Source organism: Nocardioides psychrotolerans (assembly GCF_900113685.1).
GTDB classification, from domain to species: domain Bacteria; phylum Actinomycetota; class Actinomycetes; order Propionibacteriales; family Nocardioidaceae; genus Nocardioides; species Nocardioides psychrotolerans.
Window position 1 is genome coordinate 1 of record NZ_FOQG01000003.1, and the last position, 25,096, is coordinate 25,096.

Genomic DNA, 25,096 nt, shown 5'->3' on the forward strand with positions numbered 1-25,096 from the left:
ACTCCCCTACGGCGAAGCCGTCGAGGCACTCGAGGCCTGGATCAGATGGGCCCGCCGCTGCCGGCTCCCGGCCTTCGTCGAGCTCCAACGACGCATCGTGAAACACCGACACGCGATCCTCGCCGCGATCGAGCACGGCCTGTCCAACGGACGCATCGAATCGGTCAACACCAAGATCCGCCTCATCACCCGCATCGCCTTCGGATTCCGATCACCCGACGCACTCATCGCCCTCGCAATGCTCAACCTCGGCGGACACCGCCCCGCACTCCCCGGCCGAGCACTCCCCAGCCCACCATGACCCACGGATAAGTCACAAGAGCCAACATTGCGCCGACTCGGCCTCTCAGGAACCGACATCGGCCCGCACGGCGTAGAGCTCGGGGAAGAACGTCAGGTCGAGCGCCCGACGCAGGAACGGCACGCCGCTGGAGCCACCGGTGCCCGGCTGGTGCCCGATCATCCGTTGCACGGTCTGCAGGTGCCGGAAGCGCCACAGCTGGAAGGCGTCCTCGAGGTCGACGAGCGTCTCGCTCGCCTCATAGAGGTCCCAGTACGCCGGACGGTCGCGGTAGACGGTCGCCAGCACCGGCACCAGGTCCCCCACGAAGACGTGCCCCTGCGTCACGTCCCGCTCGAGCACCGCGGTGGGGACCGGGAGACCGCGACGGGCCAGCAGCCGCAGGAACTCGTCGTACAGGGTGGGCTCGGAGAGCAGCCGCGACAGGTGCGCATGGGCCGGTGCGTCGTCGGCGAAGACGTCGAGCATCGAGGCGTTCTTGTTGCCCAGGACGAACTCCACCGCGCGGTACTGGCTGGACTGGAAGCCCGAGGACGACGCGAGGAACGGCCGGAACTCGGCGTACTCACTGGGCGTCAGCGTCGCCAGCACCGACCACTGCACGGTCAGCGTCTCGACGATCCGCTTGACCCGCGCCAGCCCCTTGAGCGCGGAGCCGAGGTCGTCACCGCCCAGGTGGGCGCGCACGGCGACCAGCTCGTGGAGCAGCAGCTTGAGCCACAGCTCGGAGGTCTGGTGCTGCACGATGAAGAGCAGCTCGTCGTGCTGGACCGGGCTGCTGCGCGGGTGCTGCGCGGAGAGCAGCCGCGGCAGGTCGAGGTAGGCCGCATAGCTGAGCTTGTCCTCGAGGTCGGTGACGATCCCCTCCTCGAGGTCTCGGGTGTTGTCGTCCATGCCCTGACCCTAGGGCCCCCTAGGACCACCGCCGTAGCGTCGGGGCGAGAGCACCCTCGTCGACCCAGGAGGCAACACCCATGGAGCTGTCCGGAGCACGCGTGCTGGTCGTCGGGGCGACCGGTGTCCTCGGCGGGCTCACCGCCCGCGCGTTGGTCGAGCAGGGCGCCCGGGTGGTCGTGACGGGACGTGACGCCGAGCGGCTGACGGATGTCGCCACCGTGACCGGCCACGACCCCATCACGCTGGACGTCGTGGACGTGGAGGCCTGCGCGGCCGCCGTCGACGCCGCAGCCGCAACCCTGGGTGGGCTGGACGGGATCGTCGTCGCGACCGGGGTGCCCGCCTTCGGGCCTGCGATGGAGACCGACCCGGCTGTCGCGGAGGAGCTCTTCGCGGTCAACACCCTGGGCCCCATGGCGCTCGTGCGTGCGGCGTCGCGCCACCTCGACGGAGGATTCGTCGCGGTGCTCTCCGCGATCCTGGCCGACCTGCCGACCAACCAGATGGCGGAGTACTCCGCGTCCAAGAGCGCCCTGTCGGCCTGGCTGGGCGTCGTACGACGCGAGAACCGCCGGCGTTTCCACGTCATCGACGTGCGCCCGCCCCACCTCGACACCGGACTGTCCGACCGGGGCCTGGCCGGCACCCCGCCCCGCCTGCCCGAGCCACTGGCCGGCTCGGTCGTGGTCGACCGGCTCCTCGACGCGATCCGCGGCGACGCCTCCGAGGTCGTGTGGGACGCCACGGCCAAGGAGCTCGTCGTCCGCTGAGTAGGGTCGCAGGCATGCACCGACTGACGATCGAGTACGCCGCGCCTGCCGACGTCGAGGCCTTCGAGGCCCACTACCGCGACGTCCACGTCCCGTTGGTGGGCGGCCTGCCGGGCCTGCGCCGCTTCGTCACGTCGCACCCCCGCGGCCTCGGCGGGGACGCGCCGTACCTCATCGCGGAGCTGTGGTTCGACGACGCCGAGACGATGGCGGCCGCGCTCAGGACGCCCGAGATGGGCGCGACGGCGACCGATGCGGACGCGCTCTGCGCCGCGACGGGGGTGGCCAGCCGGCTGATGTTCACCGGCGACCTGGTCGACCACCTGTAGGCCGACCACTTGGGAGACCGGGCCGCGCGCAGGTCAGTCGCGCTCGAGGTGGATGTCGTACTGCGCGAGCTTGCGGTAGATCGTCGCGCGGCTCATGCCGAGCTCGGCGGCGGCGTCCTTCATCACCACGCCGGGTCGCGAGAGCACGCGCACGATCTCCTCACGCTCGAACTCCTCGATCCGGGACAGCCGGTGCGTCGAGCCGGACAGCACCTCGGCCGGCAGGTGCCGCACGTCGACGACGTCGCCGCGCATGGCCGCCTGACGCACGACCCGCAACAGCTGCTCGACGTTGCCCGGCCACCGGTGCTGGGTCAGCGCCCGCTCGGCACCGGCGGTGAACGCCACCTCCCGCCCTCGCGTACGACGAGCCACCTGCCGCGCCAGGGGCATCACGTCGTCGAGGCGCTCGCGCAGCGGCGACACCTCCACCACGGTGTCGACGAGACCGGCGAGTGCCGCAGGGATGTCCTCGAAGCGCTGGGCGGTGAGCGAGAACGCCACGGAGTGACCCAGCGGGCGACCGCTCTCCCCTGCGCAGCGCAGCACCAGGTCGCGCAGCCGCTCGGCCACCCAGGCGGGCAGGGCGTCGACGTCGCGCACGACGACCGCGGTGTGCTCCTTGCCGAGCTCCGGCGTCCACAGCCCGAGCCAGGCGTCGACGTCCTGGGGCGCCGGCGGGCTCGCCGAGAGGATGCGGTCGCGCGGTCGCGTCAGGCGCTCCGCCTGGGCCAGCACCGTGCTGCGGCCCGACCCCGGCTCGCCCACCGCGGCCACGACCATCCCGTCCGTGAGTGCCTGGCGGGCCCGGCGCAGCGCCTCGCTCCAGCTGCCGGAGAGGTCCTGCAGGGTGCCGGCGCCGGGCTCGAGCCGAGGCACTTCGACACGGAAGACCTCCCCACGCGGCACCGGGCGCGGATGACGCCCCTGCGACCGTGCCAGCATCAGCGCAGCGGTGTTGCCGGCGGCCGACTGCGCCAGCGCGAGCAGCAGGTCGCTCGAGGAGCGCGACCAGGTGGTGAGGTTGACGGCACCCTCGAGGTGGCCGGTGAGCGGGTCGAGCACGGGCACGGCCGCGCACGTGTAGGTCGTGAGGCTCAACGAGTAGTGCTCCTCCGCGCGCACCACCGTCGGCGCCCGGTCGGCCAGCGCCAGCCCGAGCCCGTTGGTGCCGGCCTCGCGCTCGGAGTAGGCGAACCCCGGCGCCAGGTGCACCTTGTCGAGAGCCCGCAGCAGGTCGGAGTCGCCACTGAAGCGGTTGAGCACCAGCCCGTCGGCGTCGGTGAGCATCAGGCTGATCGGCTCGTTGGCCAGGGAGCGGTGCAGGCCCGTCAGGACCTCGCGACCGCACTGGAAGAACAGCGACTCGTCGTCATAGCTGCCGGTGAAGACCGGATCGATCGACTCCAGGGACACCCCGTAGTCCTGGCTGCGCTGCCACGAGGCGACCAGCCGGTGGGGCACCCGGTCGAGCGGCCCGTCGTAGAGACGGGCCCGGTCGGGCAGGTCGGTCTCGGACATTCAGGGCTCCTCCGCGGCGTGTGACCGACGTTACATTCAGGGCCCACGCGACGGCACCCCCAGCTGTCTCACATTGAGACAGCGGTGGTCTCAGATTGAGACGTCGCACCCGACGACGAGGCCCCCGACCCGTCCTACGTTCTGCCACGAGAGCCGTGACGCCCGTCACGTCCGATCGGAGGCCTGACGCATGTACACCAAGGACGGCGAGAGCTACTTCATCGTCGACGCCCACATCGCCCTGTGGGACGCCCGCCCGGAGAACCAGCGCAACATCCACGGCAAGCAGTTCATCGACTGCTTCTACGACTACCACCGCAACCTCTCACCCGAATCCGAGGTCTGGTCCTACGAGGACTACCTCTACCAGGGCGGCGAGCGCCTCATGGAGGACATCTTCACCGACGGCTACGTCGACCACGCGATCTTCCAGCCGGCCTACCTCAGCGAGTTCTACAAGACGGGCTTCGGGCAGTCCGAGGAGGCGCACGCGCTCACGCAGGCCAACCCGGGCAAGCTGACCTACAACCACAACTTCGACCCGCGCAACGGCGAGCAGGGTCTGGAGCAGCTGCATGCCGACGCCGAGCGCTTCGGCCTCAAGGGCGTGAAGCTCTACACCGCCGAGTGGCACGGCCAGTCGCGCGGCTGGAAGCTCGACGACCCGTGGGCCTACCGCTACTTCGAGGCCTGCCGCGAGCTCGGCATCACCAACATCCACGTCCACAAGGGCCCCACGATCCGGCCGCTGGACCGGGACGCGTTCGACGTCGCCGACATCGACCACGTGGCCTCCGACTTCACCGACCTGAACTTCATCGTCGAGCACGTCGGCCTGCCGAGGCTCGAGGACTTCTGCTGGATCGCGACGCAGGAGCCCAACGTCTACGGCGGTCTCGCGGTCGCGATGCCCTTCATCCACACGCGGCCGAAGTACTTCGCGCAGATCATGGGAGAGCTCATGTACTGGATCGGCGAGGACCGGATCCTCTTCTCCTCCGACTACGCGATCTGGACACCCAGGTGGCTCATCGAGAAGTTCGTCGACTTCCAGATCCCGCAGGAGCTCGCGGAGTACGCCCCCCTGACCACCGACCAGAAGAAGAAGGTGCTGGGGCTCAACGCCGCCAAGCTCTACGACATCGACGTCCCTGCCGAGCTCCGGCTCCCGGACGCCGACGAGACCGCCACCGGCCCGCGCCAGCCCGAGAGCGCCGACCTCGGGGTCGACCGCGGCGCCGACCTGGCCTCGGTCTGACATGACCGCGACCCTCACCCCACCGGACCTGCTCGCGCAGGCGGCGTACGACGCCCTCGCGGTCGTCCTGGACCCCGAGCTGGACGAGCCGATCACCGACCTGGGCTTTGTGCGCTCCCTCGTGGTCGACGGCACCGAGGTGGTGGCCCACCTGCGCCTGCCGACGTCGTTCTGCTCGCCGAGCTTCGCCTACCTGATGGCCTCCGACGCCAAGGACGTGCTGGTCGCACTGCCCTGGGCAGAACGGGTGGTCGTCGAGCTCGACGACCACCACGACTCCGACCAGATCAACGCCGGCCTCGCCGCAGACGCCGGTTACAAGGGCACCTTCCTGCACGAGGCCGAGCACGACCTGGAGGAGCTGCGCGCCACCTTTCGCCGCAAGGCGCACACCGCCGCGATGGAGCGCTGCCTGACCCGGCTGCTCCGGGCCCAGCCCGACCGACCGGTCGAGGACCTGGGCTCCGTGAGGCTGCGCGACCTGCCCGCGGACGAGCCGGCGACCCAGGCCCTGCTGCGCCGCCGCGCGGCACTGGGGTTGCCCGAGCACGACGGCGCCCCGGTCCTCGTCGACCACGAGGGCACGGTCCCGCCGCCCGAGCAGGTGCCGATGGCACTGCGCAGGGCCCGTTCAACACGCATCTCCATCGACGGGAACGCCCACTTCTGCCGAGGACTCCTCCGCACCCGCTACCCCGGGTCGGAGTCCGGGCAGACCCACCGCGCCGACGGCGCGGAGGCTGCGGACGCGGCGTACGACCCGACCTTCGTCCCTCTCTCGTCCCTGACCCGCCCGGCAGGGCGCTCCACCGCCCGCGTCCCCGAGGAGATCCAGCCATGAGCACCATGCGAGCCGTCCAGGTCGTCGGCTACCACCGACGACTCGAGATGACCGAGCTGCCGGTGCCGGAGCCGACCGGTCCCTTCGACGTCGTCGTGAAGATCGGCGGCGCCGGCGTGTGCCGCACCGACCTCCACATCCTCGAGGGGCAGTGGGCCGAGAAGTCCGGGGTGGCCCTCCCCTACACGATCGGCCACGAGAACGCAGGCTGGGTGCACGCGGTCGGCTCCGCAGTCACCAACGTCCGCGAGGGTGACAAGGTCATCGTCCACCCGCTCATCACCTGCGGGCTGTGCCGCGCCTGCCGCTCCGGCGACGACGTGCACTGCGAGACCAACCAGTTCCCCGGGATCGACACCGACGGCGGGTACGCCGAGTACCTCAGGACGTCGGCGCGCAGCGTGGTGCGCATCGACGACCGCCTCGAGCCGTCGGACGTGGCAGCCCTCGCCGATGCCGGGCTGACGGCCTACCACGCCGCCGCGAAGGCGGCTCGACGACTGAGCCCACGCGACCGATGCGTCGTCATCGGTGCCGGCGGCCTGGGCCACATCGGCATCCAGGTGCTGAAGGCGATCAGCCCCGCCGAGCTGATCGTGGTCGACCGCAACCCCGATGCCGTCAAGCTCGCGCTCGCGATCGGTGCCGACCACGGCGTCGTTGCGGAGGGCAAGCAGGTCGAGGAGGTCCTGGAGCTGACCGACGGTCACGGCGCCGAGGTCCTCATCGACTTCGTCGGGGAGGGCGGCTCGACCGCCGAGGGCGCGCAGATGCTGCGCCGCGCCGGCGACTACCACGTCGTCGGCTACGGCGAGAACGTGAACATCCCGACGATCGACATCATCTCGGCCGAGATCAACTTCATCGGCAACCTCGTCGGCTCCTACAACGACCTGCAGGACCTGATGGCCCTCGCCGCGCGCGGCGCGGTGACCCTGCACACCGTGAAGTACGCACTGGACGACTTCCAGTCCGCCATCGACGACCTCGACGGCGGCCGCGTCCGCGGCCGCGCGATCCTCACCCCGTGAAAGGCCTGACCATGAAGAACTACCTCGGAGTCGGCATCTCTGTCGGCGTCCTCGCCGGACTCTGGACCCAGCTCAGCATCGAGCTGACCCTCATCACCTGGGTCGCCTTCGTGGCCTGGGCCTGCTTCTTCGCCGCCGGCGGCGGGCGGGCCGGGCTCGTCAAGGGCCTGGCCGCCAACGTCTCCGGGGTGCTGTGGGCCTATCTGGCCAGCCTCGCGCTCGAGCAGGCGACGTTCAACGGAGCGGTGGCGATCGCTGTCGCCCTGCTCGGCTTCGTCCTGTGCGTGCAGGCGGCACTGCCGCTGCTCTCCTTCATCCCGGGAGCGTTCGCCGGGACGGCCCTGTTCTTCGGCACCGCCTTCGACCTCAGCGGTGTGCTGATCGCGATCGTGGCCGGCGCGCTGCTCGGCATCGTCTCCGAGGTACTGGGCGCGAAGATCCAGGCGTCCTTCGACCGGACGTCGGCCCCGACCGGCCCGGCCCCCGCCCCCGCCGCCGTCGCCTGACCCACTCGCCCCTTCCGTCGACAGGAGTCCTGATGATCGTCATCACCGCCCGCTTCCCCGTCCTGGCCGAGCACGCCGAGGCCTGGCCCGACATCTCCCGCAGCTTCACCGAGGCCACCCGCGCCGAGCCGGGCTGCCTGTGGTTCGACTGGTCGCGCAGCCTCGACGTCACCGACGAGTACGTGCTGCTCGAGGCGTTCGAGGACGACGCCGCTGCCGGTGCGCACGTGTCGAGCGACCACTTCTTCGCGGCCCAACGGGAGCTGCCGCCCTACCTGGCAGCGACGCCGCGCATCATCAACATGACGGTGCCGGGCACCTCGTGGTCGGAGATGGGCGAGCTAGCGGTCAGCCGACCGTGACCTCACCCACCTCGCCCCAGCCGTCACCGTCGACCTGACGGCTCACGATCTTCGGGGTGGCGACGAGCGCCTGGCCCATCTCGCCGGTCGCCTTCTTGAAGTGCTCGCTGCTGACGTGGGGGCCGGCGCCGTCGTCGGTGAAGGCCTCGACGAGCACGAACTCGGCGGGGTTCTCGACACTGCGGGACCACTCGAAGAAGAGGTTGCCCGGCTCCTGACGCGTGGCCTCGGTGAAGTCGGCGACCAGGTCCAGCCACCGGTCGGTCCATGCGGGCGAGGTCTCGAACTTGACGACGATGAAGTACATGCCGTCGAGCCTGCCACAGCAGTCCCCGAGCCGGCTCAGACGTTGGCTTCGGACCCGGCGGCCAGCGCCTCGCCGAGCGAGTCGAAACACGGGAAGACCTTGTCCATCGCCGTGAGCGACAACAGTCGGCCGACCTGCTTGCTGGGCGCGATCAGCCCGAAGGAGCCCTGGAGCACCCGCGCGTGCTTGCGGGTGGCGACGAGCGCGGCCAGCCCGGCGGAGTCCATGAACGACACGGCGCTGAGGTCGACCAGCACGTGGGAGCTGCCGTCGACGATGAGGTCGCGCAGCTGCATGCGCAGCGCGCTGACGGAGGCCATGTCGACCTCGCCGCTGACCAGGGCGAGCTGGTGGTTGCCGTGCTGCTCGACGACGACGACGACCCCGGGCACGCCCGGAGCCGCGGCGATCTCCTGCTCCACAGTCACCCCTCACTCGGTCCGGCAGGCACCGAGGTGCGTTTCCCGGGCATCGGCCCTTCGTTGCGAAGAATGTCAGACGATCCGGCCCCGGGGCGGGCAATCGTCCATGTTCCACCCGGTCGGGTGAGGAGGCTAGGTGGCCGCGAGGGCCACGCGCTGCGCGGCGACGATCGCCGCGAGCGCCGGCTTCGCGCCCCGGCTGAAGTAGGGGAAGCTCAGGAACCCGTGGGGCATGACGTGGAAGTCCTCGACGCGAGCGGACCCGCCGGCCGCCACGAGCGCCTCGGCGTAGGCCACCCCCGCGTCGTGCAGCGGGTCGAGACCGGCCACCACGACGACCGCCGGTGGCAGGCCGGAGAGGTCCGGTGCGTGCAGCGGCGAGAGCCGCCAGTCGGTCGAGTCGATGCTCTCGTCGAGGTAGTGGCCGCGGAAGATCTCCATGTCGGCGTTGCTGAGCACGATCCCGCGGGTGTTGGCGCGATAGGACTCGGTCTCGCGCAGCGCGTCGGTGAGGTCCGTCGCGGGATAGATCAGCGCCTGGTGGCGCACGAGCGGTCCACCCTGCTCGCGCGCCATGATCGCGACCACGGCCGCGAGGTTGCCACCGGCGCTGTCGCCCATCACCCCGATCCGCTCCGGGTCGCCGCCGAGCTCGTCGGCGTGGGCGACGGTCCAGACCAACGCGTCGTAGCAGTCCTCGACGGCCGCGGGGAAGCGGTGCGTCGGCGCGAGCCGGTAGTCGACCGAGACCACGACCGCATCGAGGTCGTACGCGATCGTGCTGCAGGTCCAGTCGCACTGCCGGGCGCTGCCGAGCGCGAAGCCACCTCCGTGGAAGTTGACGACGACCGGCCGCGGACGTGCCGGCCGGTCGGGGGTGTAGACCCGCAGCGGCACCTCGCCGTGGGCCGCAGGGAACGAGCTCGTCGCGATCGTGACACCGGCGCGGGGACGGCCCAGGAAGAAGGACGCGACCACCGCGGCCGCTCCGGCGTCGGGGATCACGCTCGTCTGGGCGCGCTGCAGCGCCCGCTGGTCCATGTGCTCGATCGAGAACGCCTTGTTGGACTTCATCAGCCGGTCGATCGCACGCACGCCGACCGGCAGCCGGGGCTGGGTCACTGCGTGGCCGGTCGTGAGGTCATGCGCTCGATCGTGCCACCCCGTGCACGACCGCCATGACCCAGGCGAGACCGCTGCGGCTCGACGGGTCGAAGCGCGGCGCCGTACGCCACACCGTCAGGTAGGCCTCCTGCGTCACCCGCTCTGCCCGCGCCGGGTCGCCCACCAGACGACAGGCGAGCGCGAAGGCCCGGGCCGACGTCGCGTCGTAGAGCGCGGCGAAGGCCTGCTTGTCCTGGCAGGCCGTGCGTCGCAGCAGGGTCGTCACGTCGTGGGTCGACTGGCGTTCCTCCTGGCCTTCGTGCACCCGATCAGGGTGTCACGACCCCGGTGAGGTCATAGCGCTCGGCCAGCGGCGCCAGCACCGGTCGTACGTCGCCACCGGGCGTCACCCAGCCGACCGTCGGCTCGAAGCGACGCAGCACGCGGGCCGGTGCGCCGCCGACGATCGCCCGGTCCTCGACCACCCCGCGGACGACCGAGCCCGCCGCCACCACGACGTTCTCCCCGATCGTCGTGCCCGGCAGGATGATCGCGCCGTGACCGATCCACGAGCCGGCGCCGATCATCACCGGCTGGTGCTCCCCGAGCTGGAGCCCGATCGGAGCCCCGAGCTCCTGGTAGCCGTGGCTGGCGTCGGACACGAACACGTCCTGGCCGAACCACACGTCGTCGCCGATCACGATCGACTCGTGGGCGGTCAGGCTGGTGCGCGCGCCGATGACGCACCGGTCGCCGATCACCAGCCCTCGCTCGGGCAGCACCGTCGCGGTGGGCCCGTAGCCCACCGACAGCGTCACCTGTCGTCCGATGAGGGTCCGCTCGCCCACGTGGATCGCCCGTGCGCCCATCAAGGTGGCCATGGGGAAGCCGATCGAGCTCCCGACCCCCAGGCTCCCGAAAGCGTCACCGGCCCGGGTGCCGGGCGAGATCTCCCCCGCCCGCTGCAGCCACGTCCACGCCGCCTGGACACCGGCGTTGATCCATCTCTCGGGTCGCTTCACGGCCCGAGAGTAGTGGTCCCCGAGTGACCGTGGTCACCCTCAATTGCCGAGTCGGCGCAATGTTGCAGCGCGGCGGCCCGTTCACTGCAACATTGCGCCGACTCGGCGGTTTGTGGGGCGGGGCGGCCCCCTACGATCGAGGGGTGAGTGCCACCCTGGTCGCCAAGGGCCTGTCCGGGGGACACGCCCACCGCACGCTGTTCGAGGGGCTCGACCTGACGGTCGCCCCGGGCGACGTCGTCGGGGTGGTCGGTGCCAACGGAGCCGGCAAGACGACTCTGCTGCGGCTCCTCGCCGGGCAGGACACCCCGTTGGCAGGCACGGTCTCGACCGCCCCGTCCGACGCCTTCGTCGGCTGGCTCCCGCAGGAGCACGAGCGCGTGCCCGGTGAGACCGTCGGCGCCTACCTCGCCCGTCGTACGGGTGCGGCGGAGGCGGCCGGGACGATGGAGGCCACGGCGGCCGCGCTGGGCTCGGGCGCCCCCGGCGCCGACGACGCCTACGCCGCGGCGCTCGACCACTGGCTGGCCAGCGGCGCGCCCGACCTGGAGGACCGCGTCCCCGGCGTGCTCGGCGACCTGCGGCTCGACGTCGGGGCCGACGCGCTGATGACCTCGCTCTCGGGCGGGCAGGCGGCTCGTGCGGGGCTGGCGGCGCTGCTGCTCAGCCGCTTCGACGTGGTGCTGCTCGACGAGCCGACCAACGACCTCGACCTCGACGGCCTGGAGCGGCTCGAGTCGCTCGTGACCGGGATGCGCAACGGGATCGTGCTGGTCTCCCACGACCGCGAGTTCCTCGCGCGCTGCGTCACGCGGGTGGTCGAGCTCGACCTCGCGCAGCAGCAGGTGCGGGTCTACGACGGCGGCTACGACGCGTTCCTCGAGGAGCGTGCCGTCGTGCGGCGTCATGCGCGCGAGGCCTACGAGCAGTTCGCCGACACCAAGGCCGACCTGGTCTCCCGGGCCCGGACGCAGCGCGAGTGGAGCTCGCAGGGCGTGCGCAACGCGATGAAGAAGAGCCCCGACAATGACAAGATCCGTCGGCGGGCGCAGAGCGAGTCGTCGGAGAAGCAGGGCCAGAAGGTGCGCCAGATGGAGTCGCGGATCGCCCGGCTCGACGAGGTCGAGGAGCCGCGCAAGGAGTGGGAGCTGCGCTTCGCGATCGCGCCGGCGACCCGATCGAGCACCGTCGTCGCGACGTTGGACCAGGTGACGCTGCAGCGCGGCGACTTCACCTTCGGGCCGGTCTCGGTCCAGGTCAACGCGGGCGACCGGATCGGCATCACCGGGCCCAACGGCGCCGGCAAGACCACCCTGCTGCGGCTGCTGCTCGGCCACGAGGTGCCGGACGGCGGGCGCGCCTCGCACGGTGCGTCGCTGGCCGTCGGCGAGATCGACCAGGCGCGCGGCGCGCTGGCCGAGGACAGCACCCTGGGCGATGCCTTCGAGGCCGCCGTGCCCGACCAGTCACCGGCCGAGCTGCGCACCCTGCTGGCGAAGTTCGGCCTCAAGGCCGACCAGGTGGGCAACCTCGTGGGGCGTCTCTCCCCCGGCGAGCGCACTCGCGCCGCGATGGCGCTGCTGCAGGCGCGCGCCGTCAACGTGCTCGTGCTCGACGAGCCCACCAACCACCTCGACCTGCCCGCGATCGAGCAGCTCGAGCAGGCGCTCGACGCCTACGACGGCGCGCTGCTGCTGGTCTCCCACGACCGGCGCCTGCTCGACAACGTCCACCTCGACCAGCGTTGGCGGGTCGAGGACGGGCGCCTCTCGGCCGACTGAGCGAGGAGCTCAGGCCGCGGCGGGGGTCAGGTCCAGCCCCGCCCGCTCCCGCATCTTCGTCAGGATCCGCACCAGCAGCCGCGAGACCTGCGCCTGGGTGATGTCCAGGTGCTCGGCGACCTCGCGCTGGAGCCACCCCTCGGCATAGACCAGCTGGACGATGACCCGCTCCCGCTCGTCGAGGACGCGCAGCAGTGGGCCGAGGGTCACCCGGGCCTCGAGGGAGTCCATCGCCCCCTCGCTGCCGGGGTCGGCCATCTCGAGGTGGGGCTGGTCACCCGTGGTGCGGTCGAGAGAGTCCGGCGAGAAGCAACCCGAGGCGCCGAGCGCCTCGCGCAGGTCCTCGACCCCGACCTCGAGCCGTGCGGCCAGGTCGTGGTCACCCAGCGGCAGCTCGTCCTCGCGAGTCGAGGATCGCAGGGCCAGCGCTCGAGCGCGCAGCTCCTGCACCCGACGGGGCGGGCGCACCATCCAGCCGTGGTCGCGGAAGTAGCGCTTGATCTCCCCGCTCATCGTCGGCACGGCGAAAGCCAGGAAGTCACGGTCGTGCCCGGCGTCGAAGCGGCGGACGGCACGCACCAGGGCCAGGCAGGCCACCTGCTGGAGGTCCTCGTCGGCGATGCCGCGACCACGGTAGCGACGCGCCACGGCGCAGGCCACCCCCGTGTTCAGGACCACGACCTCGTCGAGGCACTGGTCACGCCGCCGCCCGCTCAGGACCGCGGCCTCAGCGAAGAGACGGCTGGTCTCGGCCCGACGCACGTCGTGGGTGACACCGGGCTGCGCAAGAAGGTCCATGCACCATCTCTCACCGCGCAGGCCCTGTCCGAAACGCTGCCGACCGAGAACCACCATTCGGGGTGAAGAGAACCACCATTCGGGGTGAGGTCAGTCCTGCTGGGAGGAACGATCACGCGTGAGACGCAGCTCGCGCCCCCGTCGTACGTCGTCGGCCTCCTTCGCCTCCGCCTTCTCGATGCCGTGGGTGTCGCGCGGCGGGAGCTGCAGGGTCTCCTCGGCAACGATCCCGGAGGCGAGCTCGCGCCCACGCTCGAGCTCCGCGTCGAGCTCGGCCCCGAAGAGCAGGGCCAGGTTGGTCAGCCACAGCCACAACAGGAAGGCGATGACGCCGCCGAGCGTCCCGTAGGTCTTGTCGTAGGAGGAGAAGTTGGCGACGTAGAAGCCGAAGCCGGCCGACAGGACCACCCACGTGAGGATCGCGAGCACCGCACCCACGCTGACCCAGCGGAAGCGCGGCTGCTTGACGTTGGGCGTCGCGTAGTAGAGCAGAGCCACCACGACGACCACGACACCCAGCAGGACCGGCCACTTCACGATCGAGAAGACCGTCAGGAAGGTCGAGCCGAGGCCGAGCTCCTGACCGACCGAGTCGGCGACCGGTCCGGTGAGGACCAGTCCCAGCAAGGTGATCGCCACGAGCACGAGCAGGACCAGGGTGAGCAGCAGCATGGCGGGGCGAAGCTTCCAGAACGGCCGGCCTTCGGGGATCTCGTAGACCCGGTTCATCGCGCGACCGAAGGCGCCGACGTAGCCGCTCGCCGACCAGAGCGCCCCCAGCAGACCCAGCACCAGCGCGAGGCCAGCGCCCTGCGAGCGGCTCAGGTCCAGCAACGGCTCTCGCACGGTGTCGACCATGGAGGCGCCACCCAGGTCGTCGACGATGCCGAGCAGCGTCTCCACCGCCGAGGTGCCCTGACCGACCAGGCCGAGCAACGACGTCAGCGCGATGACGGCCGGGAAGAGCGCCAGCACGGCGTAGTAGGTGAGCGCCGCTGCCAGGTCCGTGCACTGGTCCCCGGAGAACTCCCGCACCGTCTTTCGCGCGACGTAGCGCCACGAGTGCTTGTCCAGGTCGCTCGGCGAGTCGACCTTGCCCGCGTCCGGGTCGGCGTCCTCGGGCGGCCGCAACACCTGGTCGTCGGTGGGGCTCGGGGTCGGGTGTGTCGGGAGATGGATCATGCGCACCAGTACCCCGACTCCTCACACCGGATGTCCCCTGGTCCGAGGGGGTACCGGCAGCCATCCACGGTTCGACGAGAGGAACACCATGAAGGCAGTGACCTGGCAGGGGCCCCAAGACATGCGCGTCACGGACGTGCCGGACGCGGCGATCATCGATCCCACGGATGCCGTCATCCGCGTGACCACGACCGGGCTGTGCGGCTCCGACCTGCACCTCTACGACCCGCTGGCGCCGTTCATGACCCCCGGCGACATCGTCGGGCACGAGCCGATGGGGATCGTCGAGGAGGTCGGCCCTGGGGTGCGGGACCTGAAGGTCGGCGACCGGGTCGTCGTGCCGTTCAACATCAGCTGCGGCTCGTGCTGGACGTGCGACCGCGGCCTGCACAGCCAGTGCGAGACCACGCAGAACCGCGACCAGGGCACCGGCGCGAGCCTGCTGGGCTACAGCTCGCTCTACGGCGCCGTGCCCGGCGGCCAGGCCGAGTTCCTGCGCGTGCAGTTCGCCGACTTCCTGCCCATCAAGGTGCCCGAGGGACCCGTCGACGACCGCTTCGTCCTGCTCTCCGACGTCATCCCCACCGCCTGGCAGGCCGTGCGCTACGCGGACGTCCCTGCGGACGGGACCCTGCTCATCATGGGTGCGGGCCCGATCGGCGACATGGCGGCGCGCATCGCCCTGCGTGACGGCAACCGCGTGATCGTGGCCGACAGGGTTCCCGAGCGCCTCGCCCGCGTCGGCGCCCTCGGCGCGGACACGATCGACATCGACGCCGTCGACGACCTCGCGGCCGAGGTGCGCGACCGGACATCGGGTCGCGGCGCCGACTCCGTGATCGACGCCGTGGGCATGGAGGCCCACGGCAACCCGGTCGGCGAAAAGATCATCAAGGCGGTCGGTCTGCTGCCCGATGCGCTCGCCGCTCCGATGATGAAGAGGGTCGGCTTCGACCGCACCGCAGCACTGCACGCCTCGTTCGAGTGCGTACGCCGTGGCGGCACCGTGTCCGTCTCCGGCGTCTACGGCGGGGCGACCGAGCCGATGCCGATGATGGCGATGTTCGACAAGCAGATCCAGCTGCGCATGGGCCAGGCCAACGTGCGCCGGTGGAGCGACGACATCCTGCCGCTGCTGCTCGACGACAGCGACCCGCTCGGCACGGAGTCCTTCGTGACGCACCGTCTGCCCCTGGCGGACGCCCCCGAGGCCTACCGCAAGTTCCGCGACAAGGAGGACGGCATGATCAAGGTCGTGTTCACGCCATGAGCCGCAACACCCGGATCGTCAGCGCCACCTCCGAGCAGGTCTGGGAAGTGCTCTCCGACGGCTGGCTTTACCCCCTGTGGGTCGTGGGCGCCTCGCGCATGCGCGACGTCGACGACACGTGGCCCGCCGTGGGCTCCCGACTGCACCACTCGGTCGGCGCGTGGCCCGCCCTGATCGACGACAACACCGAGGTGCTCGAGGTGCGCCCCGGGTCGCTGCTGCGGCTCCGGGCCCGCGCCTGGCCCGCGGGGGAGGCCGAGGTGGTGATCCACACGGAGGCTGCCGCAGACGGCACCGCGATCACCATCGAGGAGGACGCGGTGGCGGGCCCGGGCGCGCTGGTCCCCTCGTTCCTGCGCCAACCGCCTCTGGCCTGGCGCAACGTGGAGACGCTGCGACGCCTCGCCTTCGTCGTGGAGCGACGCCCGTGAGCGAGCCCCGCGTGGTGCTGGTGACGGGAGCCTCGAGCGGCATCGGCCGCGCGACGGTCCTGCGTGCGGCCGGCGACGGCGACCACGTCGTCCTCGTCGCCCGTGGAGAGGAGGCCCTCGAGCAGGTGGCGGCGCTGGCACGCGACGCCGGTGCGGCCTCGGCCCTGGTGGTCACGGCCGACGTGGGCGACGACGACCAGGTCCGCGCCTGCGTCGCCACCACGCTCCGGCGGCACGATCGTCTCGACGTGGTCGTCAACAGCGCCGGCGTCGTCGCCTACGGCCGCGCCGAGGAGGTCCCTGCCGAGGTCTTCGACGGCGTCCTGCGCACCAACCTGCACGGCTCGGTCAACGTGGCGCGCCACGTCCTGCCGGTGCTCCAGCGCCAGGGCGCCGGCGACCTCGTGCTGGTGGGCTCGGTCATCGGTCACGTCGCGGTGCCCTCGATGAGCGCCTACGCGGTCAGCAAGTGGGGGGTCCGGGCGTTGGCCCAGCACCTCCAGCTGGAGAACCCGGACGTCTCGATCCTCTACGTCGCCCCGGGCGGCGTCGACACGCCGATCTACTCGCAGGCCGCCAACGTTGCCGGGTTCGAGGGGCGGCCGCCACCGCCGGTCGCGACCCCCGAGCGCACCGCGCGCCAGATCCTGGCGCGGGTCGACGGTCATCGCTCCGGTGCCCAGCTGACGCTCGCCAACCACCTGCTGCGCTTCGGCTTCACCGCCGTGCACCCGGTCTACGTGCGGATCGTCCGGCCCTTCTTCGGCGTCGCCGCCGTCGACCTGACGCGACCGGTGCCGCCCAACGACGGCAACGTGCTGCAGTCGGTCCCGGCCGGCAACCAGCTGCGCGGCGACCACGGCAACGCGCTGCTCGGGATCGCTCGCAACCTCGGCCTACGACTGCGCGGCGCGGCGCGCAAGCCGCGGGGGGCCTGATGACGGAGGGCACGTCGTACGACGCGGTGGTGGTGGGCAGCGGGCCCAACGGCCTGGTGGCGGCCAACCACCTGCTGGACGCCGGTTGGTCCGTGCTCGTGCTGGAGGCCCAGCCCGGGGTCGGTGGCGCGGTGCGCAGCGACCGCGACGTGCACCCCGACTTCGTGCACGACACGTTCAGCGCGTTCTACCCGCTGGCCGCGACCAGCCCCACGATCCGCTCGTTCGACCTGGAGCGGCACGGCCTGACGTGGTGCCACGCACCCGCAGTCCTCGGGCACCCGATGGCCGACGGGCAGTGGGCAGTCCTGCACCGCGACCGCACGATCACCGCGGCGTTGATGGACCGCCAGCATCCCGGTGACGGCGACGCGTGGCTGGCCCTGTGCGAGACGTGGGACCGCATCGGTGACGACGTCGTCGGAGCGCTGCTCGCGCCCTTCCCGCCCGTCCGCGCAGGACTGGGGGCGCTGCGCCGCCTCCCGTCGGTGGGTGGTGCGCACTTCGTGCGCGAGATGCTGACCCCCGTCGCCGACATCGGCCGACAGCGCTTCGGTGGTGAGGCGCCCCGGCTCCTGCTCGCGGGCAACGCCGGTCATGCCGACATCCCGCTCAACGCACCGGGCTCCGGCCTGATGGGCGTCTTGATGACCATGCTCGGGCAGACCGTCGGCTTCCCGGTGCCCCAGGGCGGTGCGGGCGAGCTCGCCCAGGCCCTGGCGCGCCGGATCCTCAGCCTGGGCGGGGAGATCAGGTGCGCAACCGAGGTGACCGGCATCGATGTCGAGTCCGGCCGGGCGGTGGCTGTCCGCACCATCCACGGCGACCGGGTCCGGGCCTGGCGGGCGGTGATCGCCGACGTGGTGGCGCCGGCCCTCTACGGCCGGCTGCTGCCTCCCGAGGCCGTGCCGGGCCGCGTCGTCAAGGGGATGCGCGACTTCCAGATGGACCCCGGCACCGTCAAGGTCGACTGGGCCCTCTCCGGACCCGTCCCGTGGCGCGAGCCGCCGCCCTACGCGCCGGGGACCGTGCACGTGGCCGACTCGGTCGAGCAGATGGCGCAGGCGTTGCACCAGGTGACCTCCCGGACCGTTCCCGCGGAGCCCTTCCTGCTGACCGGTCAGATGACGACCGCCGACCCCAGCCGCTCACCCGAGGGCACGGAGTCGTTCTGGGCCTACACCCACGTGCCCCAGGACGTGCAGCGCGACGCCGGCGACGGCAGCATCACCGGGGCCTGGGACCGCAGCGAGTGCGAGCGGTTCGGGGACCGCGTCCAGGCGCGGCTCGAGGCCGTGGCTCCCGGCTTCGGTGACCTCGTCGTGCAGCGCCGGGTGCTGGGGCCGCACGACATGCAGGCCCTCGACGCCAACCTCGTCGGCGGCGGGCTCAACGGCGGCACCGCCCAGCTGCACCAGCAGCTCGTGTTCCGGCCGGTGCCGGGCCTCGCCCGCTCCGAGACCGGGGTCCGCGGGCTCTACCTGGGCTCGGCGTCCGCCCACCCTGGCGGCGGGGTCCACGGCGCTCCCGGCATGAACGCCGCCCGGGCCGCGGTGCTGCACCACCGCCTGCGGCTGGGCCGGGGCGGCCGTCGGTCCTGACGACGTTCCCCCGTGGAGGTGGGGTGTGCGCCTTGCCCGCGTGGAAGGCTGGCCCCATGACCTCCTCCCAGGACGACACGACCCCCGAGCCGCAGCCCGACACCACGTCTGACCCGAGCCTCGACGACGGCGAGTCGTCGGACTGGACCGGAGAGGGCGGGGCCGCGACCGCGGGGCCGGCCACCGATGCCGCGGACGACCCGGAACACCCCAGCAAGGACTGACCGGATCTGACGCGTCAGGCGATGACGGCGTCGATCGTCTTCTTCAGGGCACTCGGCTGCGACGGCTTGCGGGGCGCCTTCTTGCGGGCCGCCTCCATGGCGGCGCCGATCTCCTGCAGCGCCTTGCGCCCGAGTCCCTCACGCACCTGGGGGAACCACTCGTCCTCCTCCTCGTCCATGTGGTGACGGACGTTCTCGATCAGGACCGCCGTCTTGGGCGCGAAGCGCTCGTGGTCGGGCTTCATCCCGACCAGCTCCATGACCAGGACGTCGGCCACGTGGTGCTCTTCGTAAGACTCCAGGACGTCGTCCTCGAGCTCGGGCAGGAGCTCGCGGATGCGCGGGTACATCACCTCGTTCTCGATGTAGGTGTGCACGGTGAGCAGCTCGATGATGCGATCGACGAGCTTGCCCTTCTCCACGTAGGCCTTCTCACCGGCCTTCTCGAACGCCGTGAAGACACGGCGGATCTCCTGGTGGTCCTTCTTCAGCAGCACGATGGCGTCGGTCGACATGTTTCTCCTCGGTGGTGGGGTTCGACCCGCCGGTACCCCTCGCGGCGCGACGCAACCCCCGGCACCACCGAAGTCACCCGTGGGGAGGAGCCCCTGCGGCTGCCCGGTCGACACCATGGAGGGGTGACTCCTCTTCCCCGACCGCGCGGTCCCCGCAGCGCCTCCGTGATCGCTGCCCTGCTGAGCGCACCCGACGACCAGCCGCGCAGCTTCGCGGCGTCCGGTGGCCGTGCGGACGACGCGCTGACGCTGTGGACGCTGCACGAGCTGCACTACCGCGGCATCGCCGGCGTCGACGAGCGCTGGGAGTGGCAGGCCTCGACCATCGGGCTGCGCACCGAGCTGGAGCGGGCCCTCGAGACGGACCTCCGCGCGCGTCGGCCTGAGGCCGTCGTGACCGGCGACCTGGCCGTCGACCTGCTGCGCATCCTGGCCGATGACGACAGCCCCTCGCTGGCGCGCCACGTGCAGCGCCGCGCCACGCGCGAGCAGACCCTCCAGCTGCTGCGACAGCGCTCGCTCTACCACCTCAAGGAGGCCGACCCGACGAGCTGGGTGATCCCCCGCCTGACCGCCGGGCCCAAGGCCGCACTGCTGGAGATCCAGTTCGACGAGTACGGCAACGGCGATCCCGGCCGCCTGCACCACCGGCTCTTCGAGGCCGGCATCGCCGCGTCCGGGCTCGACGGCGACTACGGCGCCTACGTCGACGAGGCGGTCGTCGAGATCCTCGAGCAGAACAACGTGCTCAGCATGTTCGGCCTGCAGCGCCGGCTGCGCGGAGCAGCGCTCGGCCACCTCGCCGCCTTCGAGGGCACCAGCTCGCTGCCGTCGCGACAGCTGGCCCAGGGCCTGCGCCGGCTGGACTTTCCCGAAGAGATGGCCAGCTACTACGACGAGCACGTCGAGGCCGACGCGGTGCACGAGCAGCTTGCGCTGCGCGACATCTGCGTCGCCCTGGTCGCGGCCGAGCCCGACCTCTACGACGACGTGCTGCTCGGCGCCTGGGCCTGCACGGACCTCGAGGCCCGCGCCGCCGGCGCGCTGCTGAGCCTGTGGGACGCCGCATGAGTGCGCGCCCCTCGGAGGAGCACGCCGACATCGTGCTGTGCCCGGACGGGCCGATGCTGCTGCGCGGCGCGGCGGTCGTCCAGGACGAGGACGGTGTGCGTCACCGCACCACCCGCCCGGTCACGGCCGTGTGCCGCTGCGGGCACAGCGCGATCAAGCCGTGGTGCGACGGCACCCACAAGCTGCTGCGCGACTGATCTCCCCCCGGCCGGCGGAGCGTCACGCCTTCACCAGTCGTACGACGATCCCTCCGGTCCCCGCGCGGCGTCCGGCGTCGCGCCACGCGCCGCCGGTGCGGGACAGCACCATGTCGGCCTGCTGGTCGTCGCCGAGCTGGAGCAGGAGGCTGCCGCCGAGCTCGAGGTGGCGACCGGCGACCGCGACGCACAGCATCGCGACCTCGAGGCCGTCCACGCCGCCGTCGATCGCGAGCAGCGGGTCCTCGGGGAAGCAGCCGACCTCGGCGCTGGTGACCCACGGGGGGTCGGCGACCACGATCGCGAAGGTCTCGTCGTCGCGCAGCACGGCGTCCATCGGTCCCTCGAGCACGTCGGTGCGGTCCGCGACCCCGGCTGCCTCTGCGTTGCGGCGGGCGTAGGAACAGGCCACCGGGTCGAGGTCGACGGCGACGAGCGCGCGACCCGACTCGACGGCCGCAACCAGCCCGATGTGCCCGGCACCTGTGCACAGCTCGAGGATCGCGCCCTCAGCCGCGTCGCCCGGCTCGCTCGCCAGCACCTCGGCGGCCCAGCTCCCCTGCAGCGCCGTCCAGGGACGCGGCTCGAGCACGCGACCGTCGTAGGTGATGGCCAGGCCACCGATGTCGACGCTGCGCGGCTGGTCGAAGGTCTCGGAGGTCATGGGTCCACCCTGCCGTGGCGGGACCCGCCCCTGCCTCCTCTGCGTGGGTGAGGAGGCAGCCGGCCGATGGCGATCCGGTGCCGGCCTCAGCGCCGCAGCAGGCGACCGATCCCGCCGCGCAGGCCGACGACGTAGAAGCCGGAGTTGCCGTCGGAGTACCAGACCTGGCGCCGCTCCACGTCCCACGCCGGCTGGGACATGGCGAAGGCACCGGCAGCGGTCGGGTTGACGGTCTTGCTGCCGGCCAGGATCGGTCGGTTGAAGTAGCCGATCTCACGCGGGTGCTGCAGGTCGCTGATGTCGAAGAGCCGCAGGCCGGAGACGATCATCGAGCAGGCGACGATCTTGGGGTTCGTCGGGAACGGCACCGAGCAGTAGTGGCCGGCGTAGCCCTGCACGGGGATGGCGGCTCCCGGGTCGAGCATCTGGCTCTGCCGGTTGGGGGGCTGGTGCACCGCGAGGCGCAGGTCGGAGACGACCTTCGGTCGGCGAGGGTCGGCGATGTCGATGATGCGGGCGGCGCCGACCGACTGGTCGCCCTGGAAGTCGGAGTACTCATCGACCTCGAGGAGGTAGGGCCGGCCGTTGCGGGTGAAGGGCTCCGCGACCTGCGGCAGCGAGATCGTGCCCCACGTCAGGTCGGAGACGACGCGCACCCTCGGGTCGCGGCGGCGGTCCTGGATCGCGCTGACGTCGAGGATGCGCAGTCCCACGACCTCGACCGGTCCCTGCTGGGTGCCGAGGTTGGCGACGTACATCGTGCGGCCGTCCGGGGCGAACCGCAGGCCGTGGTAGTTGACCTCCGACTGCTCGAAGATCTTGCGGGGCTCACGGGGCCTGGTGATGTCGACCGCCGTCAGGTTCTGCCCGGCGGCGCCCGCGACCCAGAAGGTGCGGCCGTCCGGGGAGAAGCCGCTCTCGTGACCGAAGGCCGCCTGCTGCGAGGAGGAGAGCAGCCGCGGGTGACGGCAGTCGGTGCGCACGTCGTAGAGGTCGACGACGCCGACGTTGGTCGCCGGGTCGCCCAGGACGGCCGCGAGGATGCCGCGGCGCTGGTTGACCAGCAGCGACTCGTGGGGACTGAGCATCGCGGTGCTCGTCAGCTGGGCTGTCTTGCGGGGTCTGCTGGGGTTGGTCATGTCGAGCACGACGACCCCGAGGCCCTGGGTCGCGTTGAAGAGGACGTCCCGAGGGAAGAGCAGCGTGGAGTCGTAGAAGGCGCAGACCCGGCCGGTCTTGTCGCGGTAGCGCAGGACCTTGAAGCCACCCGAGCCGCCCTGCTGGGCGACCTGGACGGTGTTGCACTGGTAGCCGCGGCGGTAGCGACCGCTGGTGTAGTCCACGAGCGGGACCCGGCCCTGACGACCCGTCTCGGGCCGGTCGTCCGGTCCCTGGCAGCGCGCCTGGGGCGTGGCCGCCGGTCGTCGCGGCGCCTCGGCCGACGCCTGCACCCAGGCCAGGCCGGCGGCCGAGAGGGTGACCACGACGAGGGCGGCCAGGAGCCGTCGTACGGCGGGGTTCGTCGTGGTGGCGGGCGTGGTCAGGGGCATCGTTGCTCCAGGGTCGGCGGGGCTCAGGTCGTCATTGTGCGTCACCGGGGCGCGGCGCGGGCGTGTCTCCGACGACGAGCGCCAGGACCTTGCCGAGGAGCTCCTCGGGCACGTCCTCGGGAGCGACCATCCGCTCCATGGCCAGCCCGTTGGACAGTGCCATCAGGACGATCGCGAGGTCGGTCGCGGGCATCGAGAGGGTGGCGCCGGCGCGGGCCGCGTGCTCCTCCATCGCCTCGGCCACCGCGGCACGCAACGACTCACGTCGGTCGCGGAAGGCACCGTCGGCGTCGTCGGAGCGCACCGCGCGCTGCCAGAGCTCGAAGAACAGCAGGTGCCAGTCGCGCTGCTCGTCGCTGGCGGCGGTCAGCCGGTCGCCCAGCACCTGCGCGCGGACGGCCATCGAGCCGTCGAGCTCGTCGACTGCCTCGAGGCCGAGGTCGAGGTAGGCCGAGGTGCGGTCCTCGACCAGCGCCGCGACCAGCCCCTCCTTGCTGCCGAAGTTGGAGTAGACGGCGCCCTTGGTGAAGCCCGCGTCGGCCGCCACGTCGTCGAGGCTGGCGCCCTCGATGCCCTGTCGCGCGAAGAGCCGGGCTGCGGCGTCCAGCAGGGCGCGTCGTACGTCGTCGCGGGCGGGACGGCGGCGCCGGTCGGGATGCCGGTCGGGGTCCGGGCGTGACGTTGACACGAGGCGGACGATACCGGAAAGTATCGGATACTGTTGAGTATCGCACCCGATCGAGGAGCCTCCATGCTGATCGGCACCCCGCGCCGTCCCGTCCCACGCCCGACCGACCGCCTGCGTCCGCTGGTGCGGTGGGGGCTCAACCACGCGCTGCCCAAGCGCGTGATTGCCGGCGCCGCACGCAAGGGCGACCTGCACGCGCAGCTGATCGTCGCGACCAGCACCAGCAGCGAGGCGCCGCTCGCGTTGTTCGAGCGGATCCGCGCGGAGGGGCCGCTGCAGCGCTCGAAGTTCGCGTTCGTCACGGCCAGCCTGCCGGTGGTGCGCGAGGTGCTCGGCAACGCCGACGTGCGTGCCGGGGTCGAGATCGCCAACGGCTCCGGGCCGCTCGGCCGGCTGGGCGCCTGGGCCGCGGAGACGACCCCGATCGGCCCGCTGACGCCGCCCTCGCTGCTGGTCACCGAGCCGCCTGACCACACCCGCATGCGCAAGCTCGTGACGCGTGTCTTCACCGTCAAGGCCGTGAACGGGCTGCGCGAGCGCACCGAGCAGATCGCCGACGACCTCCTGGACTCCCTGGCCTCGGCTGCTGCGCGACCGGGCGCCGGTCAGGTCGACCTGGTCGAGGCCTACTGCGCCCTGCTGCCCGTGACCGTCATCGCCGAGGTCCTCGGCGTGCCCGAGGCCGACCGCGGCAAGATCCTCGAGTTCGGCACCGGGGCGGCTCCCAGCCTCGACCTCGGCCTGTCGTGGAGCGAGTTCCGCGCCGTCGAGAGCGCCCTGTCGCGCTTCGAGGAATGGCTGACCGACCACATCGAGCTCAAGCGCCGCGAGCCCGGCGACGACCTGCTGAGCAAGCTCGTCGCGGCGCGCGACGAGGACGGCGTCGCCCTGACCGACGCCGAGCTCAAGGCCACCGCAGGGCTGGTGCTCGCGGCCGGCTTCGAGACCACGGTCAACCTGCTGGGCAACGGCATCGCCCTGCTGCACGACCACCCCGACCAGCTCGCCCTGCTCCGCCGCGAGCCCGCGCGCTGGCCCAGCGCCGTCGAGGAGGTGCTGCGGCTCGACCCGCCGGTGCTGCTGACCGGCCGCACCGTCGTGCGCGACACCGAGATCGCCGGTGTGCAGGTCCCCCGAGGCGCCGTCGTCACCGTGCTGCTCGCCGCCGCCAACCGCGATCCCGATGTCTTCACCGACCCCGACACCTTCGACGTCACCCGGCCCAACGCCGCCGAGCACGTCTCGTTCTCCGGCGGTCGACACTTCTGCCTCGGCGCCGCCCTGGCCCGGATGGAGGGCGAGGTCGGCCTGCGCCGCCTCTTCGACCGCTACCCCGACCTCCGGCTCCAGCCCGGCGCCCGTCGTCGCGACACCCGCATCCTCCGCGGCTTCGCCACCCTCCCGGCGACGCTGGCCTGAGGCGCCGGCCCGTCGCCGGGGAGCGGTGACCTGTGGGCGATCACGCCGACCCAGCAACACCCAACACCCACCGCCAGCCACCAGCCACCAGCCCGT

General features: G+C 71.8%; 30 protein-coding genes. 17 read left to right on the forward strand and 13 right to left on the reverse strand.

Annotated features, from left to right (window positions below):
* Nucleotides 1-301, forward strand: a 301-nt coding sequence (locus BM204_RS04340; protein WP_143099651.1) for a transposase, incomplete at its 5' end; no start/stop codon positions are given.
* A 45-nt stretch (nucleotides 302-346) separates the two neighbouring features.
* On the opposite strand, the gene BM204_RS04345 is transcribed toward BM204_RS04340, so the two are convergent.
* Nucleotides 347-1,195, reverse strand: a complete 849-nt coding sequence (locus tag BM204_RS04345; protein WP_091110753.1) for a tryptophan 2,3-dioxygenase — start codon at nucleotides 1,193-1,195, stop codon at nucleotides 347-349.
* Nucleotides 1,196-1,275: 80 nt separating this feature from the next.
* Between BM204_RS04345 and BM204_RS04350 the strand changes: the two genes are divergently transcribed.
* Both BM204_RS04350 and BM204_RS04355 read left to right on the forward strand, forming a co-directional pair.
* Nucleotides 1,276-1,968 (forward strand): SDR family NAD(P)-dependent oxidoreductase, encoded by a 693-nt coding sequence (locus BM204_RS04350; RefSeq protein WP_091110755.1) that lies wholly within the window; start codon nucleotides 1,276-1,278, stop codon nucleotides 1,966-1,968.
* Between the two features lie 14 nt (nucleotides 1,969-1,982).
* On the forward strand, nucleotides 1,983-2,297 hold the full coding sequence (locus tag BM204_RS04355) for an EthD family reductase (RefSeq protein WP_091110756.1): 315 nt from the start codon (nucleotides 1,983-1,985) through the stop codon (nucleotides 2,295-2,297).
* A 33-nt stretch (nucleotides 2,298-2,330) separates the two neighbouring features.
* On the opposite strand, the gene BM204_RS04360 is transcribed toward BM204_RS04355, so the two are convergent.
* A complete protein-coding gene (locus BM204_RS04360) occupies nucleotides 2,331-3,818 on the reverse strand; it encodes an AAA-type ATPase lid domain-containing protein (RefSeq protein ID WP_091110758.1) in 1,488 nt (495 codons plus the stop codon).
* 190 nt (nucleotides 3,819-4,008) lie between these two features.
* Between BM204_RS04360 and BM204_RS04365 the strand changes: the two genes are divergently transcribed.
* The 5 genes from BM204_RS04365 to BM204_RS04385 are packed head-to-tail and all read left to right on the forward strand — an operon-like array spanning nucleotide 4,009 to nucleotide 7,816.
* On the forward strand, nucleotides 4,009-5,076 hold the full coding sequence (locus BM204_RS04365; protein WP_091110759.1) for an amidohydrolase family protein: 1,068 nt from the start codon (nucleotides 4,009-4,011) through the stop codon (nucleotides 5,074-5,076).
* A 1-nt stretch (nucleotide 5,077) separates the two neighbouring features.
* A complete protein-coding gene (locus BM204_RS04370) occupies nucleotides 5,078-5,917 on the forward strand; it encodes an iron-sulfur cluster assembly protein (protein WP_091110761.1) in 840 nt (279 codons plus the stop codon).
* Nucleotides 5,914-6,948, forward strand: a complete 1,035-nt coding sequence (locus BM204_RS04375) for an NAD(P)-dependent alcohol dehydrogenase (RefSeq protein WP_246166604.1) — start codon at nucleotides 5,914-5,916, stop codon at nucleotides 6,946-6,948. The genes BM204_RS04370 and BM204_RS04375 overlap by 4 nt, the downstream gene beginning before the upstream one ends.
* Nucleotides 6,945-7,454, forward strand: a complete 510-nt coding sequence (locus BM204_RS04380; protein WP_091110762.1) for a DUF1097 domain-containing protein — start codon at nucleotides 6,945-6,947, stop codon at nucleotides 7,452-7,454. Before BM204_RS04375 ends, BM204_RS04380 begins: the two co-directional genes overlap by 4 nt.
* 32 nt (nucleotides 7,455-7,486) lie before the next feature.
* On the forward strand, nucleotides 7,487-7,816 hold the full coding sequence (locus tag BM204_RS04385) for a putative quinol monooxygenase (protein WP_091110764.1): 330 nt from the start codon (nucleotides 7,487-7,489) through the stop codon (nucleotides 7,814-7,816).
* Here BM204_RS04385 and BM204_RS04390 read toward each other — a convergent pair.
* The 5 genes from BM204_RS04390 to BM204_RS23415 form a co-directional block, all read right to left on the reverse strand.
* Complete coding sequence (locus BM204_RS04390; protein WP_091110766.1) at nucleotides 7,803-8,123, reverse strand: putative quinol monooxygenase; 321 nt, start codon at nucleotides 8,121-8,123, stop codon at nucleotides 7,803-7,805. The genes BM204_RS04385 and BM204_RS04390 overlap by 14 nt on opposite strands.
* Nucleotides 8,124-8,158: 35 nt before the next feature.
* On the reverse strand, nucleotides 8,159-8,545 hold the full coding sequence (locus BM204_RS04395; protein WP_170259319.1) for an STAS domain-containing protein: 387 nt from the start codon (nucleotides 8,543-8,545) through the stop codon (nucleotides 8,159-8,161).
* 132 nt (nucleotides 8,546-8,677) lie between these two features.
* The gene (locus BM204_RS04400) at nucleotides 8,678-9,667 is read right to left on the reverse strand and encodes an alpha/beta hydrolase (RefSeq protein ID WP_091110769.1); all 990 of its coding nucleotides are present in this window, start codon (nucleotides 9,665-9,667) and stop codon (nucleotides 8,678-8,680) included.
* A 19-nt stretch (nucleotides 9,668-9,686) separates the two neighbouring features.
* A complete protein-coding gene (locus tag BM204_RS04405) occupies nucleotides 9,687-9,974 on the reverse strand; it encodes a sigma factor (RefSeq protein ID WP_091110771.1) in 288 nt (95 codons plus the stop codon).
* Nucleotides 9,975-9,978: 4 nt separating this feature from the next.
* Nucleotides 9,979-10,671: an acyltransferase gene (locus BM204_RS23415; RefSeq protein ID WP_281290227.1), complete on the reverse strand. Its 693-nt coding sequence runs from the start codon at nucleotides 10,669-10,671 to the stop codon at nucleotides 9,979-9,981.
* 143 nt (nucleotides 10,672-10,814) lie between these two features.
* Between BM204_RS23415 and BM204_RS04415 the strand changes: the two genes are divergently transcribed.
* Nucleotides 10,815-12,452, forward strand: coding sequence for an ABC-F family ATP-binding cassette domain-containing protein (locus BM204_RS04415; protein ID WP_091110773.1), 1,638 nt, complete (start codon nucleotides 10,815-10,817; stop codon nucleotides 12,450-12,452).
* Between the two features lie 9 nt (nucleotides 12,453-12,461).
* On the opposite strand, the gene BM204_RS04420 is transcribed toward BM204_RS04415, so the two are convergent.
* Nucleotides 12,462-13,250 (reverse strand): sigma-70 family RNA polymerase sigma factor, encoded by a 789-nt coding sequence (locus BM204_RS04420; RefSeq protein ID WP_091110774.1) that lies wholly within the window; start codon nucleotides 13,248-13,250, stop codon nucleotides 12,462-12,464.
* Nucleotides 13,251-13,340: 90 nt separating this feature from the next.
* The gene (locus BM204_RS04425) at nucleotides 13,341-14,432 is read right to left on the reverse strand and encodes a YihY/virulence factor BrkB family protein (RefSeq protein ID WP_218031396.1); all 1,092 of its coding nucleotides are present in this window, start codon (nucleotides 14,430-14,432) and stop codon (nucleotides 13,341-13,343) included.
* An 88-nt stretch (nucleotides 14,433-14,520) separates the two neighbouring features.
* On the opposite strand from BM204_RS04425, the gene BM204_RS04430 reads away from it, so the two are divergent.
* From BM204_RS04430 to BM204_RS22520, 5 genes are read left to right on the forward strand one after another with little or no spacing between them, the layout of a single operon-like run.
* Complete coding sequence (locus BM204_RS04430; RefSeq protein ID WP_091110776.1) at nucleotides 14,521-15,702, forward strand: alcohol dehydrogenase catalytic domain-containing protein; 1,182 nt, start codon at nucleotides 14,521-14,523, stop codon at nucleotides 15,700-15,702.
* Nucleotides 15,699-16,133: an SRPBCC family protein gene (locus tag BM204_RS04435; RefSeq protein WP_091110777.1), complete on the forward strand. Its 435-nt coding sequence runs from the start codon at nucleotides 15,699-15,701 to the stop codon at nucleotides 16,131-16,133. The genes BM204_RS04430 and BM204_RS04435 overlap by 4 nt, the downstream gene beginning before the upstream one ends.
* On the forward strand, nucleotides 16,130-17,071 hold the full coding sequence (locus BM204_RS04440) for an SDR family NAD(P)-dependent oxidoreductase (RefSeq protein WP_091110779.1): 942 nt from the start codon (nucleotides 16,130-16,132) through the stop codon (nucleotides 17,069-17,071). The genes BM204_RS04435 and BM204_RS04440 overlap by 4 nt, the downstream gene beginning before the upstream one ends.
* A complete protein-coding gene (locus BM204_RS04445) occupies nucleotides 17,071-18,672 on the forward strand; it encodes a phytoene desaturase family protein (protein ID WP_091110781.1) in 1,602 nt (533 codons plus the stop codon). The genes BM204_RS04440 and BM204_RS04445 overlap by 1 nt, the downstream gene beginning before the upstream one ends.
* Nucleotides 18,673-18,728: 56 nt before the next feature.
* Nucleotides 18,729-18,896, forward strand: coding sequence for a hypothetical protein (locus BM204_RS22520; RefSeq protein ID WP_170259320.1), 168 nt, complete (start codon nucleotides 18,729-18,731; stop codon nucleotides 18,894-18,896).
* A gap of 14 nt (nucleotides 18,897-18,910) precedes the next feature.
* Here the strand turns inward: BM204_RS22520 and BM204_RS04455 are convergent, their stop codons facing one another.
* Complete coding sequence (locus BM204_RS04455; protein ID WP_091110784.1) at nucleotides 18,911-19,411, reverse strand: hemerythrin domain-containing protein; 501 nt, start codon at nucleotides 19,409-19,411, stop codon at nucleotides 18,911-18,913.
* A gap of 123 nt (nucleotides 19,412-19,534) precedes the next feature.
* Here BM204_RS04455 and BM204_RS04460 point away from each other — a divergent pair, with 123 nt between their 5' ends.
* Nucleotides 19,535-20,482, forward strand: a complete 948-nt coding sequence (locus tag BM204_RS04460; RefSeq protein WP_091110785.1) for an iron-containing redox enzyme family protein — start codon at nucleotides 19,535-19,537, stop codon at nucleotides 20,480-20,482.
* Nucleotides 20,479-20,679, forward strand: coding sequence for a CDGSH iron-sulfur domain-containing protein (locus tag BM204_RS04465; protein ID WP_091111210.1), 201 nt, complete (start codon nucleotides 20,479-20,481; stop codon nucleotides 20,677-20,679). Before BM204_RS04460 ends, BM204_RS04465 begins: the two co-directional genes overlap by 4 nt.
* Nucleotides 20,680-20,701: 22 nt before the next feature.
* Here the strand turns inward: BM204_RS04465 and BM204_RS04470 are convergent, their stop codons facing one another.
* From BM204_RS04470 to BM204_RS04480, 3 genes are all read right to left on the reverse strand, one after another.
* On the reverse strand, nucleotides 20,702-21,343 hold the full coding sequence (locus BM204_RS04470) for a methyltransferase (RefSeq protein WP_091110787.1): 642 nt from the start codon (nucleotides 21,341-21,343) through the stop codon (nucleotides 20,702-20,704).
* An 86-nt stretch (nucleotides 21,344-21,429) separates the two neighbouring features.
* Nucleotides 21,430-22,893, reverse strand: a complete 1,464-nt coding sequence (locus tag BM204_RS04475; RefSeq protein ID WP_091110788.1) for an LVIVD repeat-containing protein — start codon at nucleotides 22,891-22,893, stop codon at nucleotides 21,430-21,432.
* Between the two features lie 31 nt (nucleotides 22,894-22,924).
* A complete protein-coding gene (locus BM204_RS04480) occupies nucleotides 22,925-23,581 on the reverse strand; it encodes a TetR/AcrR family transcriptional regulator (RefSeq protein WP_170259321.1) in 657 nt (218 codons plus the stop codon).
* Between the two features lie 63 nt (nucleotides 23,582-23,644).
* Here BM204_RS04480 and BM204_RS04485 point away from each other — a divergent pair, with 63 nt between their 5' ends.
* Nucleotides 23,645-25,000: a cytochrome P450 gene (locus BM204_RS04485; RefSeq protein WP_091110790.1), complete on the forward strand. Its 1,356-nt coding sequence runs from the start codon at nucleotides 23,645-23,647 to the stop codon at nucleotides 24,998-25,000.
* Nucleotides 25,001-25,096 lie beyond the last annotated feature (96 nt).

Bases quoted from the DNA above. Each gene is read 5' to 3' on its own strand.
- BM204_RS04445 (WP_091110781.1), top strand. From the start codon at position 17,071: ATGACGGAGGGCACGTCGTACGACGCGGTGGTGGTGGGCAGCGGGCCC.
- BM204_RS04385 (WP_091110764.1), top strand. From the start codon at position 7,487: ATGATCGTCATCACCGCCCGCTTCCCCGTCCTGGCCGAGCACGCCGAG.
- BM204_RS04370 (WP_091110761.1), top strand. From the start codon at position 5,078: ATGACCGCGACCCTCACCCCACCGGACCTGCTCGCGCAGGCGGCGTAC.
- BM204_RS04485 (WP_091110790.1), top strand. From the start codon at position 23,645: ATGCTGATCGGCACCCCGCGCCGTCCCGTCCCACGCCCGACCGACCGC.
- BM204_RS04365 (WP_091110759.1), top strand. From the start codon at position 4,009: ATGTACACCAAGGACGGCGAGAGCTACTTCATCGTCGACGCCCACATC.
- BM204_RS04350 (WP_091110755.1), top strand. From the start codon at position 1,276: ATGGAGCTGTCCGGAGCACGCGTGCTGGTCGTCGGGGCGACCGGTGTC.
- BM204_RS04435 (WP_091110777.1), top strand. From the start codon at position 15,699: ATGAGCCGCAACACCCGGATCGTCAGCGCCACCTCCGAGCAGGTCTGG.
- BM204_RS04455 (WP_091110784.1), bottom strand. From the start codon at position 19,411: ATGTCGACCGACGCCATCGTGCTGCTGAAGAAGGACCACCAGGAGATC.
- BM204_RS04360 (WP_091110758.1), bottom strand. From the start codon at position 3,818: ATGTCCGAGACCGACCTGCCCGACCGGGCCCGTCTCTACGACGGGCCG.
- BM204_RS04390 (WP_091110766.1), bottom strand. From the start codon at position 8,123: ATGTACTTCATCGTCGTCAAGTTCGAGACCTCGCCCGCATGGACCGAC.
- BM204_RS04425 (WP_218031396.1), bottom strand. From the start codon at position 14,432: ATGATCCATCTCCCGACACACCCGACCCCGAGCCCCACCGACGACCAG.
- BM204_RS04470 (WP_091110787.1), bottom strand. From the start codon at position 21,343: ATGACCTCCGAGACCTTCGACCAGCCGCGCAGCGTCGACATCGGTGGC.
- BM204_RS04355 (WP_091110756.1), top strand. From the start codon at position 1,983: ATGCACCGACTGACGATCGAGTACGCCGCGCCTGCCGACGTCGAGGCC.
- BM204_RS04430 (WP_091110776.1), top strand. From the start codon at position 14,521: ATGAAGGCAGTGACCTGGCAGGGGCCCCAAGACATGCGCGTCACGGAC.
- BM204_RS04345 (WP_091110753.1), bottom strand. From the start codon at position 1,195: ATGGACGACAACACCCGAGACCTCGAGGAGGGGATCGTCACCGACCTC.
- BM204_RS04375 (WP_246166604.1), top strand. From the start codon at position 5,914: ATGAGCACCATGCGAGCCGTCCAGGTCGTCGGCTACCACCGACGACTC.
- BM204_RS04465 (WP_091111210.1), top strand. From the start codon at position 20,479: ATGAGTGCGCGCCCCTCGGAGGAGCACGCCGACATCGTGCTGTGCCCG.
- BM204_RS04475 (WP_091110788.1), bottom strand. From the start codon at position 22,893: ATGCCCCTGACCACGCCCGCCACCACGACGAACCCCGCCGTACGACGG.
- BM204_RS22520 (WP_170259320.1), top strand. From the start codon at position 18,729: ATGACCTCCTCCCAGGACGACACGACCCCCGAGCCGCAGCCCGACACC.
- BM204_RS04420 (WP_091110774.1), bottom strand. From the start codon at position 13,250: ATGGACCTTCTTGCGCAGCCCGGTGTCACCCACGACGTGCGTCGGGCC.